The organism is Shewanella sp. DW31 (assembly GCF_015767295.1).
Taxonomy (GTDB): domain Bacteria; phylum Pseudomonadota; class Gammaproteobacteria; order Enterobacterales; family Shewanellaceae; genus Shewanella; species Shewanella oncorhynchi.
Window position 1 is genome coordinate 52,298 of record NZ_JADWMP020000018.1, and the last position, 17,090, is coordinate 69,387.

Annotated in this window: 14 protein-coding genes and 1 riboswitch; of the genes, 9 read left to right on the plus strand and 5 right to left on the minus strand. The window is 44.7% G+C overall.

The window, feature by feature from the left end; genetic code table 11:
* Positions 1-16: 16 nt before the first annotated feature.
* A complete protein-coding gene (locus tag GWI56_RS15145; RefSeq protein WP_173496995.1) occupies positions 17-784 on the minus strand; it encodes a class I SAM-dependent methyltransferase in 768 nt (255 codons plus the stop codon).
* Between the two features lie 269 nt (positions 785-1,053).
* On the opposite strand from GWI56_RS15145, the gene GWI56_RS15150 reads away from it, so the two are divergent.
* The 3 genes from GWI56_RS15150 to GWI56_RS15160 all read left to right on the plus strand — a co-directional run bounded on the left by GWI56_RS15150 (position 1,054) and on the right by GWI56_RS15160 (position 3,433).
* Positions 1,054-1,839 (plus strand): hypothetical protein, encoded by a 786-nt coding sequence (locus tag GWI56_RS15150; protein WP_173496994.1) that lies wholly within the window; start codon positions 1,054-1,056, stop codon positions 1,837-1,839.
* 309 nt (positions 1,840-2,148) lie between these two features.
* Positions 2,149-2,619 (plus strand): hypothetical protein, encoded by a 471-nt coding sequence (locus tag GWI56_RS15155; RefSeq protein WP_198573359.1) that lies wholly within the window; start codon positions 2,149-2,151, stop codon positions 2,617-2,619.
* A gap of 121 nt (positions 2,620-2,740) precedes the next feature.
* The gene (locus tag GWI56_RS15160) at positions 2,741-3,433 is read left to right on the plus strand and encodes a hypothetical protein (protein ID WP_198573360.1); all 693 of its coding nucleotides are present in this window, start codon (positions 2,741-2,743) and stop codon (positions 3,431-3,433) included.
* Between the two features lie 645 nt (positions 3,434-4,078).
* On the opposite strand, the gene GWI56_RS15165 is transcribed toward GWI56_RS15160, so the two are convergent.
* The 3 genes from GWI56_RS15165 to GWI56_RS15175 all read right to left on the minus strand — a co-directional run bounded on the left by GWI56_RS15165 (position 4,079) and on the right by GWI56_RS15175 (position 8,094).
* On the minus strand, positions 4,079-5,140 hold the full coding sequence (locus GWI56_RS15165; protein WP_198573361.1) for an ATP-binding protein: 1,062 nt from the start codon (positions 5,138-5,140) through the stop codon (positions 4,079-4,081).
* A gap of 348 nt (positions 5,141-5,488) precedes the next feature.
* A complete protein-coding gene (locus tag GWI56_RS15170; protein ID WP_198573362.1) occupies positions 5,489-5,947 on the minus strand; it encodes a GIY-YIG nuclease family protein in 459 nt (152 codons plus the stop codon).
* 11 nt (positions 5,948-5,958) lie between these two features.
* Positions 5,959-8,094, minus strand: coding sequence for a S9 family peptidase (locus GWI56_RS15175; RefSeq protein ID WP_198573363.1), 2,136 nt, complete (start codon positions 8,092-8,094; stop codon positions 5,959-5,961).
* A 180-nt stretch (positions 8,095-8,274) separates the two neighbouring features.
* Positions 8,275-8,506, plus strand: a riboswitch (FMN riboswitch).
* 188 nt (positions 8,507-8,694) lie between these two features.
* On the opposite strand from GWI56_RS15175, the gene ribB reads away from it, so the two are divergent.
* Together ribB and GWI56_RS15185 are read left to right on the plus strand one after the other, a co-directional pair.
* The gene (ribB, locus tag GWI56_RS15180) at positions 8,695-9,348 is read left to right on the plus strand and encodes a 3,4-dihydroxy-2-butanone-4-phosphate synthase (RefSeq protein WP_105250977.1); all 654 of its coding nucleotides are present in this window, start codon (positions 8,695-8,697) and stop codon (positions 9,346-9,348) included.
* A gap of 437 nt (positions 9,349-9,785) precedes the next feature.
* The gene (locus tag GWI56_RS15185; RefSeq protein ID WP_198573364.1) at positions 9,786-13,010 is read left to right on the plus strand and encodes an EAL domain-containing protein; all 3,225 of its coding nucleotides are present in this window, start codon (positions 9,786-9,788) and stop codon (positions 13,008-13,010) included.
* A 71-nt stretch (positions 13,011-13,081) separates the two neighbouring features.
* On the opposite strand, the gene ftnA is transcribed toward GWI56_RS15185, so the two are convergent.
* A complete protein-coding gene (gene ftnA, locus GWI56_RS15190) occupies positions 13,082-13,618 on the minus strand; it encodes a non-heme ferritin (protein ID WP_105250975.1) in 537 nt (178 codons plus the stop codon).
* 349 nt (positions 13,619-13,967) lie between these two features.
* Here ftnA and glp point away from each other — a divergent pair, with 349 nt between their 5' ends.
* The 4 genes from glp to GWI56_RS15210 all read left to right on the plus strand — a co-directional run bounded on the left by glp (position 13,968) and on the right by GWI56_RS15210 (position 17,020).
* Entirely contained in the window at positions 13,968-15,221 is a 1,254-nt protein-coding gene (gene glp / locus GWI56_RS15195; RefSeq protein ID WP_168826933.1) for a gephyrin-like molybdotransferase Glp, read from the plus strand.
* A 10-nt stretch (positions 15,222-15,231) separates the two neighbouring features.
* Positions 15,232-16,002, plus strand: coding sequence for a molybdopterin-synthase adenylyltransferase MoeB (gene moeB / locus GWI56_RS15200; RefSeq protein ID WP_198573365.1), 771 nt, complete (start codon positions 15,232-15,234; stop codon positions 16,000-16,002).
* Positions 16,003-16,094: 92 nt separating this feature from the next.
* On the plus strand, positions 16,095-16,757 hold the full coding sequence (locus GWI56_RS15205) for a Bax inhibitor-1 family protein (RefSeq protein WP_113941267.1): 663 nt from the start codon (positions 16,095-16,097) through the stop codon (positions 16,755-16,757).
* 17 nt (positions 16,758-16,774) lie between these two features.
* A complete protein-coding gene (locus GWI56_RS15210) occupies positions 16,775-17,020 on the plus strand; it encodes a DUF333 domain-containing protein (RefSeq protein ID WP_131525670.1) in 246 nt (81 codons plus the stop codon).
* The last annotated feature ends 70 nt before the right edge of the window (positions 17,021-17,090 follow it).

Below are 17,090 nucleotides of genomic sequence, written 5' to 3' on the forward strand. Positions count from 1 at the left end.
TTACAAAAGGCTGTGATTACGCTGGCTTACGCGCACTGATGCTATACACCAAGGGCACCTTCTGCCCTTGGTGTGTTAACACATAACGACCATCTTCTTGCGCTTCGAGCCCTTCAAAGCAGTTATAGGGGCTGAAATCAAATTCGTGGAAAAACTCCAACACTAAGCCCGCCTGCAATAACGCATTGATCACTTCAGATAAACTGTGCGACCAGCACATTAAGGTTTGCTGATCATCACCGGTATTTTCGGTATATGTGCCTTCCTGCTCTATGTCTGGCTCACCCCGATTAAAATAGCTATAGCCATCGAATAGCTGCTGCGCAGGATGGAACTCGGCCATGTAAAACTGTCCGCCGGGTGTTAAACAGGCAGCCACTGTCTGCGCCCACAGAGTTAAATCCGGCAGCCACACAATGGCACCATAGGACGTAAACACAATATCGTGAGGCTCAACCTTGCTCGCCACACTGTAAACATCGCTACAGATAAACTCAGCGGACAACTGTGTCCGTTCTGCCAGCTTTTGCGCTTCAACAATCGCGACCTCTGACAAATCGACGCCAGTGACTCTGGATCCCATTCGCGCCCACGACAAGGTGTCTAAGCCGAAATGACATTGCAGATGCAGCAAACTTTTACCTGCAACCTCGAGTTCACCTAGCTCAATTTCCCGCAGCGAAGTCTTACCACTAAGAAAGCCCGCCACATCATAAAAATCAGAAGTTAAATGTACCCGAGTGCGCGCATCCCAAGCCGTTTTGTTTGTTGTTAAATAATCCATCAGCATCCCTTCTTGTCTTTTTTGTATTTTTGATTCCGCGTGACTTACGGAGCTTAAACTAACTTAATAAATGAGCAATTTCACTAATCTATGAGTAAATCACCCATGTAGCGGACATGTCCGCACAGTGAACCTCGGACACTTTCAGCTTAACCAATTGATTATAAATGAAACTTAAAATTGGCATGGGCTGTGCAATGTCTTATTCATCGCAAGACGACTCAGCACTCACCCAAAAAATCGAGTGCCAGATAAACAAGGAAGCTAACATGTCACTACGCCCATTTATATTCACCCTCGCTTTTATAGTGTTTTTTACTGCTGGAGTATCGCTCACTGGCTGCATTCTTAATGTGAACGCTGCAGGCATGCCAGACTTAGACCACCAGCAACGCGAACTCACACTCGATAGCCAAGACTTACAAGGCCTGATTGCAGAAACTGGCGCAGGCAGTCTCGAAATTATCGGTGTCGAAGGCCTAGCCCAAATTAAACTCATCGCCGACATCTATAGCAATAAGGACGGCAACGATGACAGCAAAGTCATTCTCACCCTTGAGAAAAAAGCCAATAAAGCCAAGCTCAAGGCCAACTTTGAGCAAGCAGATTCTAATAATAACTCGCCCTATATAGACCTAAAACTCCAAGTCCCTGCGCTCTTTACACTGGATATCGATGACAGTTCAGGGGCTATTTTGATCAACAAGATGACGTCGGACATGAACGTCAAAGACGGTTCGGGTGAGCTCACTATCAACGGTGGTAACAATATCAACATAGAGGATGGCTCAGGTGATATTGAAATCAGCCAAATCAACGGCAGCCTAACCATTGAAGATGGCTCTGGTGCCATCAAGGTGACCGATATTCGCGGCAATATCGCAATTGATGACGGCTCGGGCAACATCGAGGTCGCCAATGTGCAAAGTGCTGTGACCATCACAGACGGCTCAGGCAATATTAATGTCTTTAACACTAAGGGATTAACGATTCTTGCGGCAGGTTCTGGCGATGTGACATTTAACAAAATCGACGGCCCAGTGAGCATGCAATAACGCGCTGTTTTACTACCCTACACCCAAAGGTTTTACCCACTTCCCGGCGTAGAGGCTGATGTTGCAACGGTTCCCAGCCAAGATGTCAGTCTTCTACCCACCCTTTTAAGCGTATGCCAGACTTATGCATTTATGCCACTAACCCCTTGTAGTGGCATTTTTTTATACCGAAATTAAGCTTGAGTTTGCAGAAATGATGTTGATTTTATTCAGACCGTTACGCTTTAACCTTGTGGATTTGCTAAGATTGTCAGCCTTCCCACTTCAATAGTCGAAAAGTCACACTGTATTGCCAGTAAGGTCGAGAATATGGATCAGTTTTCGGAATACCAAAAAGAAATTGAAGCGCTTTCTCTATCGGATAACCCTAGACAGATAATGGAAGGACTAGGGGATATTTGTTTTGATGGCGAATCTTTTTATCGCAACGGCAATAAAGCCCTAGCCAAACACATTTTCAAGCATATTTACGCCTTAGATGCGCACTCAGACTATTTATCACACGCCAGGACTGTCGCAAAAGCCTTTCTTATAACCTTGGAAGAAATTCCCCCTATCTCCCTAGAAGATGTTATTTTACAGATAAAGCATGAGCATGCCTCATTAGCTACACATCAATTAAATCTGCTGATTGCAAAGCGTATTTTTAGGGAATTTAGTCACCATCAAGATGCTATCCACATTACTATGCAATATCTCACCCAAGCCGAGGCACTTACCCCTCCGAGCAAGAGTGACCTTCGCTTTAAAGCTTTAGTCAGCTCAAATAAGAGTGAGTAAAGGGATAGCGTGACAGAATAAATCATCAGAATTTAGAGCCGCTTCTCAAAAGAAATGCAAAAATATACAGGAAGAGATCAACGTTCTGAATTCGACAACCCAATTTTAATTAAGTGATAATATGGACATTTCATCTTTTAAGAAATATATAAAGTTAGCACCAGAAAATGTTTCAGAATGGCAGAGATGGGAAAATTCATTACCTACCTTCGATTCTATATTACCAATATTGGATTATGTATATAACGCTGAGTGGCAGCGAGATGATTGGAAAGCCATAATGGCATTCATTCGGAAAGGTTATGTTGAGCAAAATGAATCATCTGAATTGGTTGACGGGATTAAGCATGTAAATATATTCAACTCCAAAGTTATTAATCTAAAAGTTGATGTCGCAATTTCATTAAACTGCTCCATTGTTCGTTCATTAGAGTCAATTAATTTATGCTCAGACTCAGTTGAATCATTAAGTGTATCCCATGCAAGCAAACTCTCTGAAATTACCGGAAACACCCAGAATTTAAGCTACTTATCTTTAAATAAATGTCAAAAGTTAGATTTTGGTTCTATCATTTCAACGCTGGACAGCGTAAAAATTTTAGACCTCAGTGGAAACCCACAGTTGTCCAGTATTGACGAGTTGCGTGGAAATAAAAATATTTTTGCGTTGTATCTTGTTGAAACAAATGTAATTAAGACTAAAGAGACAGTAGAAATCTTGGCTTCGATACCAAACTTGAAAAAACTTTGGATTAAAGCAAACAAAAAGGAGTTGGAACTTTTAAGAGAAGCCCTACCAGGGATTGTAAATTAAGCATAGAAAAAGGCCGGACATGTAGTTCGAGAGCGCGAAAAGATCTGTGTAAGTGGCATTCTTAAACTGTTGAATGGATTTCAGAATACCAATAGCAGACAAACTTATCACTCAGCAGAAGAAAAAATCGACTCACCCCAATGCAGACCAGTCTTTGGTGACGACAAACCTTAACCACTTGATTTATTATGTAAATTAATCGTTAAGCTATTAAGCACTGCCATTCTAGTAACTCGCCGCACTTTCGTTTAACAAGAAGTGTCCCTATAGGCTCAACGGCGTCATCTGCTGCATACGGAAGTGCAAATACCGCGATCACCTAGATGTGAAAGAGCGGCCATGCCGCCAACGGTCACTTTCATGACAATGCTTAATTCCGCGAGCTAAATCGTATTCTGTTAGTCTGAAACAGCACCTAAGCGTGACATGAAAACCGAACGAACAATCTCAGCAGTCATATCTCTTTAAGCAAGTTAGCCACGATCAATAGCTTACGCGCAAAGTTTAACAATGGGTGTCTCGACAAACTTTGCCTACTGTAGGCTTTCGCCAGCTCATGTATTAGTCGCACCAGTGGTAGTCGAGTAATGCCTATTACTGACTTTCGAGTCAAAATTTAACAATAGGTGCCTAGATAAACTGCTACTACTTACCAATATATTCGGAGACAAATTCCTCAGGAAACCTAGTTTTGACATATCTCTTATATGCTCTTTCATCAAGTAAGCGGTCGCTTGAGGGATTATTCCTTATGAAAAAACTTTTGTTATCCCAAACAGGGAATGGGGAAGGATTTACATCAACCATAAGCACAAACAAATTCGTACCAACATCTACAAGACTCCATTCAACCAAATTAGAAATTTCCCTCCCCAATCTGTTGAAAACAGTATCTTTGAACTTAAGAAGGAAGTTGTCTTGAACGTTAGCGACATAAGATAAGTCCTTTTGTAATCCAAGAATTTTACCATAATCATCAACACCAACGAGTAACGTTCCACCTCTGGAGTTCAAGAAGGCCGCTATCGTCTTTGTGCATTCATATTTAAGCTCCTTTTTTATTGACTCCAATTTAACGTCATACTCGAATGAAGATTTGAACTCAAGCTGCTTCCCTTCCTTATTTTTGGCAAGATGAAGTATTGTTATGGCATTTTCACTTAGTAGATCAGTGTTCAATTTAAGAATTTTCGCAAGATTATCTGAGTCAGATTGACCGCCCCTAGCGGTTAGGTTTGAGGCGTGCTTAACTATTTGATTGATTTCTTTAGAGCCTAATGGATACTTTCGGCATACTTCGCTCACTTTTTTATAAGCTTTTACGCAAAGTTGATAATAGTTTGGTACGCATTCTTCGTAATATCCGCCACTATTGATGTGCTGAAGCAATGCGTCAACATTGGCCTTGTTTTCATCACACAAAACATCCACACAAAGTCTAAAAGCAGCATTAATCCAATTTTGCAATGGCTCTGGATAAAGCTTTTCATGCGGCAGATTTATTGAGTCTTGAATTGCTAAAAATGCCTTATAAACATTTGGGTAATGATGAACAAGCTCATGGATATCCGCCAACAAAAATTGTTTATCGCGAACTCTAATAAGTAGTATCCATTCGCAATAAAAATCCTGAATTTTTGGGTTTGAAAAAATTCGCTCATGGTCAGACAGAAAGCGCCTCGCACCCTCGATAAAATATGATGCCATCAGTGATACCCTTTACAAAATTCAAGCAAATACATCCGAATAATCAGATATATATCAGAATAGAAAACAACATGCTAACCAAAACTCAGAATTACTTTCTAACATTTGATTCGAGGTAAACAGAGTTTATCGAGACACTCGCTGTTAAATTTTGCAACGTAACGACAGAATTGAGATATGTACATGCAAACAGAATACTCAGTGGTTAACGGAATTAAGCACTGACATGGAAGTGACCGTTGACGGCATGGATGCCGTCGTCGAGCCTATAGGGACATATTTACGGCGAGTCACTGGAATGACAGTGCTTACTCTCATTCCTCGTCACAGAACAAGTATGATGCAGTGTTAACGCTCTAGTAATCCACGCCCTGACTCAATCAACACCAACTTTTGACTACGGCTTAACTTTTTAACTGCTATTTCACGGCGCAGTGCATCGCCGTGACTGCCAACCGGCTCTTGATACATCAGCGTTAATGGACCTTTACCGCGCAGATACTTAGCGGATTTAATGCCACCCGACTGATGCTCGCTAAAGCGTCGCGCTACGTCGGTGGTGACGCCTGTGTATAAATGCCCGTTGGCGCAGCGGACTAGATACAAATACCAGAGGGGTGCTGACTTTATGGGTGTAGGCTTCGGTGGTGCAGGATTTAATGGTACGAGATTCAGCGAAGCTTCTGTCACTGCATCTTTGGTAGCGACAGCGCTAGCCACTGGGGCAAGTGTGTCTGCCACCAGTGACTCATGTTGCTGTAAAGCGCCTCTGTCAGTATTGCCTAGGCTGACGGCTGATTCAGTCACTTGCGAATAACCTACTTCGCCATACCTAATAGACTCAAGAAGAACGCATATTCTTGGGCAGTGTCTTGGTACTGGCGATAACGACCACTCTTACCGCCGTGGCCAGCTTCCATATCCACATTGAATAACAACACCTTATCATCCATCTTGTACCACTTATTCTGTACATCGCGCAGTTTAGCGACCCACTTGGCGGGTTCAAAATACTGCACTTGGGAATCATGCAAACCAGTCGTCACTAACATGTGTGGGTATTCTTGCTCGGTGACATTGTCGTAGGGCGAGTAACTCAACATGTAATCAAAGTAAGTTTTCTCGTTCGGATTGCCCCACTCGTCGTACTCATTGGTCGTCAACGGAATCGACTCGTCCAGCATTGTCGTCACCACATCAACAAAAGGTACATGGGCTGCAAGGGCGAAATACTTGTCCGGCGCTTGGTTAGCAATCGCGCCCATTAGCAAACCACCCGCGCTGCCGCCAGAGGCAACTACCTTGTTTTTGTCGCCATAACCTTGCGCCGTTAATGCCGTTGTTACGTCAATAAAATCATTGAAGGTATTCTGCTTATTCAACAGCTTACCATTGTCATACCAAGGGCGACCTAGCATTTCTGAGCCGCGCACATGGGCGATGGCATACACAAAACCGCGGTCGAGCAAACTGATAACGGATGAAGAAAAATCGGGTTCTACTGTGTAACCGTAAGATCCATAACCGTATTGATACAGAGGGTTAGTGCCATCTTTCTTGAATTTATCTTTGCGATATACCAAAGAGACGGGCACTTTTGCACCGTCGCGGGCCGTCACAAATATCCGTTCGGCACGATACTGGCTGGCATCGAAGCCGCCTAAGACTTGATCTTGTTTTAATAAATCACGTCTATCGGGATTCACCAGCGAATATTCGTATACGGCTTCTGGCGTCGTTAGGCTGGAGTAGAAAATGCGTAACTTATTGCTGTCTTGCTGGGAATTAATCTCTAAACCCATCACATAAGCAGGCTCATCAAAGCTCAACTCGAAGGGCTTTTGACCATTGAGCGGCATCACTTTAATCCGCGTTAGGCCATTTTCACGGGTCTGAATAATCAGATAATCCTTGAGCACTAACTCGTCTTCGATACGGGCATTGGGATTATGCGCAACCACTTCTTGCCACTTAGATTTATCCGCTGCATCTTTAATGGCGACTTTCATCAAACGGAAGTTAGTCGCCTGCCAGTTGGTGAGAATGTAATAAGTATCACCCAGCTTAGACACACTGTATTCGTGGCCTTCTTCCCGCGCTAATACTGGCTTGAATAAACCTAAAGGCTCGCTGGCATCGAGAATAGACACTTCACTCGTCGTGGTGCTTTCTTGGAACAACACAATTTGCGACTCATCTAAGGTTTTGCCAAGTGAGATATAAAATGAATCGTCTTGTTCTTCATACACTAAGACATCGCTCGATTGCTTAGTGCCCAGCTCGTGGCGATACACTTGATAGCCCAGCAAGGTTTTTAGATCTTTGGCGATATAGAACACATGCTTGTTGTCGTTCGCCCACACTACGCGACCTTCGGTATTTTCAAGCACGTCGGTGATCATGTCGCCCGAAGCCAAGTCTTTAAAATAGATGTGATATACACGGCGGCTTAGGACATCTTCGCCAAAGGCCAACATGGTTTCATCTGGGCTGACACTGGCGCCGCCTAAACCATAAAACTCATGGCCCTTAGCTCGCTCGTTAACATTGAGCATCACTTGCTCAACACCATCGGCGCCCTTACGGCTGATCAGCGGATATTCGCTACCCTCTTGGTATCTGTGATAGTAGCTGTGCAGATGCCATTGGTACGGCACGCTCGACTCATCGGCGACTAAACGCTCGGTTAACTCTTTATAAAGACCATCTTGCAACGGCTTTAATGGTTTGAAATAAGCCGCGGTATAGCGATTCTCAGCGTTGAGATAGGCCAACACTTTAGGATCTTTGCGCTCATCATCACGCAGCCAATAGTAATCATCGGTACGCGTTACGCCATGTAAAGTCATCACATGGGGAATTTTTTCAGCAACTGGGGCAGGTACTTGCCCTTTGGAGGTCGAACAAGCGGATAACAGCATAACAATACCTAAAGTGAGTAGCAGAGAGCGCATTTATACGTCCTTGTGACGTCCATAACGACCGTCGAAGAATGCGACGGCAAGTCAATTAGCTTATGTGTTCAGTATGATAGTGGTCAGGTGTGCACTAGCGCAAACATTGAACGCGAGAAGTTGCCATTCGCGGTAAATAAGAGCAACATAACCGCGTTTTTGAGCGCAAATGGCTCAAAAGCAAATTCTCAGGGCGGGGTGAAACTCCCCACCGGCGGTAAATGGGTAACGACTAAGTGATTATTTTGCTGAGCGACACCCAAAGCCCGCGAGCGCCCGAAATCACTTTCGGGGTCAGCAGATCTGGTGCCTTAGATTTTGCCTAGTGCAAAACTGACTATTCCAGAGCCGACGGTAATGGACTGTTTGCTTTAATGGCGACAGTGCTGAGTCCGGATGGAAGAGAATGTAAGACAACATTGTGGTATCTCAGAGCAACGCGCTGATGTATCTCAGTGTTAGCCTCATGTTTTGCAATAACTTCACCCCAAGTGAAGTGATATTGCTACAGCAAAATCGAGCCATTGGGTTTGATTACGTTGTATTTCTACACGCCCTGATTCTGGATATTCCAATGTCGTTTATTTAAGGATATTAACCATGAATCAGTCTTTACTTGCTCCTTTTGGTACTGCTATCGAACGCGTTGAAGCGGGTCTTAATGCCCTGCGTCAAGGCCAAGGTGTGTTAGTTGTCGATGACGAAGATAGAGAAAACGAAGGCGATTTAATTTTCGCTGCCGAGACGCTGACTAACGCTCAAATGGCCATGCTCATCCGTGAATGTAGCGGTATTGTTTGCCTGTGTTTACCCGATGCAAAAGTCAAAGCCCTCGAGTTGCCCCCTATGGTGGAAAACAACTCGAGCCAATACGGCACTGCGTTTACTGTGAGTATTGAAGCTAAAGTCGGTGTGACTACAGGGGTTTCTGCCGCCGATCGCGTGACCACCATTAAAGCGGCGATTGCCGATGGCGCTAAGCCAAGTGATCTCGCTCGTCCTGGCCATGTGTATCCACTTCGCGCTCAACCGGGTGGGGTATTGACCCGCCGTGGTCACACTGAAGGCACGATTGATTTAATGCAACTCGCGGGTTTAAAAGCCGCTGGCGTATTGTGTGAAGTCACTAACACCGATGGCACTATGGCGCGTTTGCCCGAAATTATTGCCTTCGGTGCTCAGCACAATATACCCGTGTTAACGATTGAAGATATTGTCGTTTATCGCAAATCATTGCTGGCCAATGTCGGCTAGATAACATGCCAATCGCCTGAATCTAGGGCATTGATTTAAATAGAAGGACGTTTAGCTGCGGCAAACGTCCTTTTTATTTAAGTAGATTTACCGTTAACAATCGCGTTCCACCTAATGCACTAAAAAACCGATAAAAGGTAAAGTTAAACAAGTCATTCTTTCGAATGATGAAATACTGCTTCACATCACAGACAAAGCAAATGCTTGTTTGATAGGTGCAAAATAGGTTAATAAAAATAGTCTCTTAGCATGATATATAACAATTTGCTTAATTTCGTGACCTAGATTAGATATCCATAAACTAAAGGTCGCGGTGGCTGGCCGCCTATGTTAAATATCCTCACCCTGTGCCTAGTCCTATTTGTTGTAACTCGGATTCAACGTTATTACGTTGAATTTTCTTTTTCTGCCTAGGCGAACGAGTGGAGTGATCTTTAATGCCGTCAGCGCTACACCATCTCAGTTTGAAGCAAAAGCTCATTCTGTTTTCGTTAGTCCCATTATTAATGATGAGCTTTTTCATTCTGACGCGCATGCATGACTTAATAAAGGAATCACACTCGGCCAAGCACAATCATCTTGCGGTACAAACGACGGTACAAATCACTGAGCTACTCTATCAGTTGCAAAACGAATATGGTCTAAGTACAAATCAGCGACCAACCGATGAAGTGCTATTACAGCAACAAGCGACTAGATCAAAAGCACTCGATGCATTACTGAACAGTGAGCCTTTAGAACATCTTCTGGAGGCGCTCGACCCTAAAAGTATTGAAGCAAACAAAATGAACGCATTGTTGGATGCGCTCAAACTCACAGGCAACAAACTCGCTAACGTTCACCAAAACCACACAGACGAAACACTGAGTCAGTTTACGGAACTCTATAATCAATTCCACACTCAGCTTTTGCAGCTCATTCAGTTATTACAGTTACAAACCAACGAAATCAGCCAGTCCCGTGCCTATACCGATCTATTGAACCTACTAATGGTGCAGGAGTTGGCCGTAAAAGAACGAAGTGCCATCAATCAATTACTGCTCAGCAAATCACTCAATATTAATGATTACCGCACCATAATCTCCTTCATGTATGAATATGAGCGAGCCGTGATGCACGCAAGTAATGCATCAATTTCCGATAGAAGGTCCTTACTACAAAACCTACAAGATTCGCCAGAAAATCAACGCATTCTGCAAATCAGCAAGCAAATTGAACAACAAACTCGCATTAGCGCTCTGGCACAAAATATTAATGCCTACTTAGGTTACGGTGGCTTAATGGGCAGTTTTCAGGACTATTTGCTTAAGGGCGATGAGATTTCACTGCAAAAATTTAATGCAGCACTTGCGACGATTCAGCTTAATTTGGATGAACTCAGTCACGAGACTCGTTCTCTACCCGAATTTAAGGCAGCGCTGAAAACCATTGAGGACAGCATAAATCAATACCAATTCAGCATGGTCAAGTTGCAGCAACTGCAGCAGCAAGGTTTGCCGATGACGGAGATCAAAGCCATCGCGCAAGTCCCTGCCAGCGAGGACAAATTAAGCCAAGCGATGAGCCAACTATTAATGCCGCCACATCCTATTGATAGCCAGGAGTGGTGGGGTCTCACCACTCAGCGTATCAATCAACTACATTTGCTGGCGCAAAATATCACCAAGAACATGGCGCAGCAGAGCGAATATCAACAAAACCACACCTTAATCTTACTCGGCTTATACTTGTTCTCGGCTTTGTTCACCGCGAGCATCACACTTTGGCTTGGACAAAAGATCATCCGCAATTTTATGGATAAGATCACTAAGATTGCCAATGACATGCAGCAAATGGCAGCAGATCCACAGCTCAATATTAATATCCAAGTCTCAGGCACAGATGAACTCGCCCGCATGGCCCGTGCCATGAACCGTATGATTAGCGAACGGCAAAAAGCGAACCATGCCCTAAGCCGCGCAGCAGCAGTGTTTGACTATTCAGCCGAAGGCATAGTGGTGACAGATGCCGACAACCATATTGAACTGGTCAACCCCGCTTTTTGCCACATTACGGGCTATTCATTGGAAGAAGTGAAAGGCCGCAGCCCCTCCCTACTCAGCTCTAGCCGTCATCCTAAGCACTTTTATACCGCCATGTGGGAGTCACTACAAAAAGAAGGGAAATGGGAGGGTGAAGTTTGGAATAAACGCAAAGATGGCCAAGTGTATCCCGAGTATCTAGCGATCACTGTGGTGCGAAATGAGCAAGGTAAAATAATCCAACATATTGGTTTATTTATGGATATCAGTAAGCGTAAGCAATATGAGCAGGATCTTTGGTATCAGGCCAACTTCGATGGGTTAACTGGGCTGCCTAATCGTAAGCTGTTCAATGAACGACTACAGCACGAAATCCATGTGGCGCAGCATGACTCTCGCAAGCTGGCTATCTTGCTGATTGATTTGGATCAATTCAAATATATCAATGATGTACAAGGTCATGCCACTGGCGACTTATTACTTAAAGATGTCGCAAAGCGCTTAGAAGGCATTGCGGGGAAAACCGATTTTATCGCACGTATCGGTGGCGACGAGTTTGTGCTTATCTTGCCACGGCTGACCAACGAACTCGCCATCGAACACATGGCAACCCGAATCATTGAAACCTTAGGTATGCCATTTAACTTAAATGACCGCGAGATCCAGATTTCGGCCAGCTTTGGTATTGGCGTCTATCCCGAAGATGGGTTAGATACCGGCTCACTCACCCGCAATACCGAAACCGCCATGTATCAAGCCAAAGATGCGGGACGGAACAATTTTAAATACTTCACCGCGGGTATGAATCAAGCCATGTTCGCCCGGATGGAGTTAGAACAACGTCTACGCCGTGCCGTGGCACAAAATGAATTTGCCCTGCATTATCAACCTATCGTGGATATGCAAACCGGAAGTGTCTGCAGCGTCGAAGCCCTTATCCGCTGGCAAGATCCCGAGCTTGGGTTGATCCCGCCGGATCAATTTATCCCGTTAGCCGAAGAAACCGGATTGATAGAGCCTATGGGCGAATGGGTGCTCAACCAAGCCATGCATGACCTGAGGCAATGGCAGAAAAGTGGCTTAAATATCAATGTCGCGATTAATGTTTCCAGCCGCCAATGTATCAATACACGCGGTATGGGGTTCGACCAAGTGTTGCAAGAGTGCTTCAACCGCCACCACGTTAACCCACGAAATGTGCATATTGAGATCACTGAAAGCATGCTGATGGGCGATGCCAGCCATTGCTTGAGCACGCTCGAGTCTATTCGTCATTTAGGCTCGCAAATCTATATCGATGACTTTGGTACGGGTTATTCTTCCCTGAGTTATCTGAAAAAATTCCCGATTTCAGTGATTAAAATCGACCGCAGCTTTGTGGAAAATGCCCTCGAAAATAACTCGAACGCCAACTTAGTCAAAGCGATTGTCATGATGGGGCAAAGCCTAGAAATGGAGTTAGTTGCTGAAGGCATAGAAACCGAAGCACAGTGGCACTTCCTACGAGATTTAGGTTGTCACTTCGCTCAAGGGTATTTGATCTCCAAACCGCTCCCCTTTAACGAGATCACTCCCTTGCTACGCATCAAGCACACAGCACTGTTGAATGATGGCTATCAAAATAAATGCGTGAATATCTAAGCTTATAAAAAATAAAACGATAAAGAGCAAAAAAGCAGCCTAGGCTGCTTTTTTGTGGCAAATAAAACGGGTTAAGCCTGTGGTTGGCCTTGACCGTTCATTATGCTTTCGCCCCCCTTAGAGGCTAGCTTAGCTAAATCTTTATCTATAAAGAACAGTGCCTTACCATCTTCGCCCACTAAACGTATCTTATCGACAATCGACTTAAACAGCTTTTCTTCTTCGTGCTGCTCAGCGACATACCATTGTAAGAAGTTAAAGGTTGAGTAATCTTGATTCGAAAATGCGGCATGGGCCAAGGCATTGATCTGACGGGTAATCAGCTGCTCATGCTCATAGGTTAATTCAAACAACGCCAGTAAAGAATCAAACTGTGACTGTGGCGCCGCAATCGCACCTAACAAAGGTAAGCCACCAGTTTCACTCACATACGTGAAAAGACGACGCATATGGCCCATTTCTTCATCCGCGTGCTCACGCATAAACTTAGCTGCGCCTTCAAATCCCTGATCTTCACACCACGCACTCATTTGCAGGTATAAATTTGAGGAGAAGAACTCCATATTAATTTGTTCATTCAACTTTTCGATCATAGTTGCAGACAGCATAGTAAATCCTCTTTTGCATTCGAACTGAATCATGGGGGACATTGTCATCAAGGGGGTCGACAAAAGCAACAAAATTTACCTTTGGATTTCTTGCTAAGTTAATGATTCATTGATAAAAATGATTTTCATTTGTTCATCGACTCGCGTTCAACCCTCGAATTAGTGCAGTAAATTGTGTAACTTCTAGCGAGGTTATCGCCCAAAGTGGCAGAAAAAACTGACTGACCTATCACAGAAACTCACATGCAAATCATAGCCATCCCAGATCAGCGTGGCATAATAGCCAGTCATAATCAGGTGGAAATTCATTCAGCGTCATTACGACCCATTGCATATAAGGCAGACCCTAATGTCCGTAACAGCCGATCCTTGTTCGCAACCTAGCTTAATGCATCCAGATCAAGCTATTCCCCTTTTGCTCGAGCAAGTTAGCCCAGTGTCAGACACCGAAGTCGTATTGCTTCCCCATGCCCTTGGCCGCGTCCTAGCAGAAGATTTAGCTTCCTGCATCGACCTGCCGCCCTTTAACAACTCCTCTATGGACGGCTACGCCTTCCGTTTTGTCGACTTAAATACGCAAACCAATCAGACCGCATTGCGCCTTATCGGCAGTTCCTTCGCTGGCCATGGTTTTAAAGGTGAAGCCAAACCTAATACCTGCGTGCGGATCATGACGGGCGCGCCTGTGCCTACAGGTTATGACACAGTGCAAATGCAGGAAGAAGCCGAGGTTGAAGGTGAGATTATTCATATCCGCCATCCTAGGGCGCAAGGCGCCAATGTGCGTTGCCGCGGTGAAGAACTCACCCAAGGCACTAAAGTGCTCAGTGCTGGCATTCAAATTGGTGCTGCCGAACTCGGGGTGTTGGCCACTATTGGTGTTAGCCAAGTGCGAGTTTATCGTCAGCTTAAAGTGGCCTTTTTCTCCACTGGCGATGAACTGCGTCCCGTTGGCAGCGAATTAGCCCTAGGACAAATTTACGATTCAAACCGTTACTCGATCCAAGGTTTACTCAGCCGCGCTAACGTGGAATGGCTCGATTTAGGCGTGATTGCCGATGATCCTGAAGCCATACGTCAGGCATTTCGCCATGCCGCCAGCCAAGCCGACATGGTATTAACCTCGGGTGGCGTGTCGGTCGGTGAAGCGGATTTCACTAAACAAATTCTTGATGAGGAAGGTAAAATTACCTTCTGGAAACTCGCCATCAAACCAGGCAAGCCCTTTGCCATGGGCCGAATAGGCAAAGCGATATTCTGTGGTTTACCGGGGAATCCCGTGTCTTCTATGGTGACGTTTTACAAACTCGTTTGGCCAATACTGAACAAGATGCAGGGGTTAACCCCAGTTGCACCTTTGATGTTAGACGCTACGCTCACCACGCCTGTGCGTAAACAACCGGGCCGCGTCGAATATCAACGGGGCGTTTTAAGCCGTAATGCACAAGGTAAACTTGAAGTTGCCATTACTGGTAGCCAAGGTTCTGGCATGTTGACTTCGATGAGCTTAGCAAACTGTTTCGTTTTATTGGAGCAATTCCAAGGTGATACTCCCGCTGGTACCCAAGTGACTGTCGAGCCATTTAACAGCGTGCTTTGCTAGGAAAATATCAATGAATGTGCAAAAAGATATTCTCAGCGACAGCGAACTCTTAAGATACAGCCGCCAAATATCCATCAAGGCTATGGATATCGACGGTCAAGAACGCTTAAAACAAGCCAAAGTGCTGATGATAGGCGCTGGCGGTTTGGGCTGTGCCGCCAGCCAGTACCTCACGGTTGCGGGTATTGGTGAGCTGACACTGGTCGATTTTGATACAGTTGAATTATCCAACTTGCAGCGCCAAGTGCTGCATCAAGATGCCAATGTCGGCCAGCCTAAAGTCGAATCGGCTAAACAGAGCCTCATGCAGCTCAATTCCTTTATTAAGATCAACATTATCAATGCAGTATTAGATGATCATGAGATTGACGCCCTAGTCGCCGATCACGGCCTAGTGCTCGACTGCACCGATAATGTCAGTGTGCGCGAGCAACTTAATCTCAGCTGTTTTAAGCATAAAGTGCCCTTAGTGTCTGCCGCGGCAATTCGGATGGAAGGCATGGTCACTGTGTTCGATTATCACAGCGAAACGCCTTGTTATCATTGCTTTAGCGCCCTATTTGGCGAGCAACAACTGAGCTGCGTTGAATCGGGTATCCTAGCCCCTGTCGTCGGCATGATAGGTTGTTTGCAGGCGGTTGAAGCCATCAAAGTGATCACTGGCATGGGTAAAACCTTAGCGGGACGCATTTTGATGATCGATGCGATGACGATGGAGTTTCGCGAGATGAAGTTACCGAAACAAGCCCGCTGCAGTGTTTGTGGCACTGAAGAGGCTTAGGTTGTTCTCACTTGAAAAACGGCTTTATTTACACTAGCTTAATTGCCACCGCTTAATGGCCCGTTAAAATAAGGAAATCACAAGGAAAACATATGGATTCGGAAAACAGTGTATTTGACCGCATGACCACAGACGACCCCATAGTTGGCGCAGGTATTTACAACCTCGTTATCGGCCTCACGCTGATTTGGGGTTTTGCCGTTAACTATTGGATGGTCACCAATATCGACCCAGAGGCGATTGCCAATGTTAATCCTTGGATTTTCTTTATCGGCTATTTCGCCTCCTGTTTCTTTGGGATTTATCTATTCCAAAAATCGACTAATCCCGTTGTCAGTTTTATTGGCTACAACTTTGTAGTCGTACCTTTCGGCTTAATTATCAATATGGTGGTTAGTCAATACGATCCCGAATTGGTGACCGAAGCCATTCGTATCACAGGGCTAGTGACCATAGCCATGATGTGTTTAGGCACACTCTTCCCCGCCTTTTTCCAAAAAATTTCCGGCGCACTCACGATTGCTTTATTGCTCGTTATCGTCGTAGAACTGATTGAAGTGTTTATCTTTAATACTCACCACGGCATTTTAGATTGGATAGTCGTGCTGATTTTCTGCGGTTATATTGGTTATGACTGGGGACGAGCGAATCAAATTCCTAAAACCATAGATAATGCTATCGATAGCGCCGCCGCTTTGTATATGGATATCATCAACTTGTTCCTACGGATCCTGCGGATTTTAGGGCGAAAATAACTCACCAAGGAGTGTCTATGAAAATCAAATTCCTGCTTGTTACTGCTCCACTTCTGGCGAGTGTGGTATTAGTCGGATGCAGTGATACTGAACAAGTAAAAATAGCCAATCCCGCCTCTGAGTATTGTGTCTCCATTGGTGGCAAATTAACAATTGAGAAAACCGCCGAAGGTGAACATGGGATCTGCACCTTACCCAGCGGTGAAGCCATTGAAGAGTGGGCGTTATTCCGTCGCGATCATAAGGAAGAAAAGCCGCAGTAACAGTGGCTATTTTTACCTTTAATAAAAACAGGCGCCATTAGCGCCTGTTTTGTTAGCAGTACTTAATTGG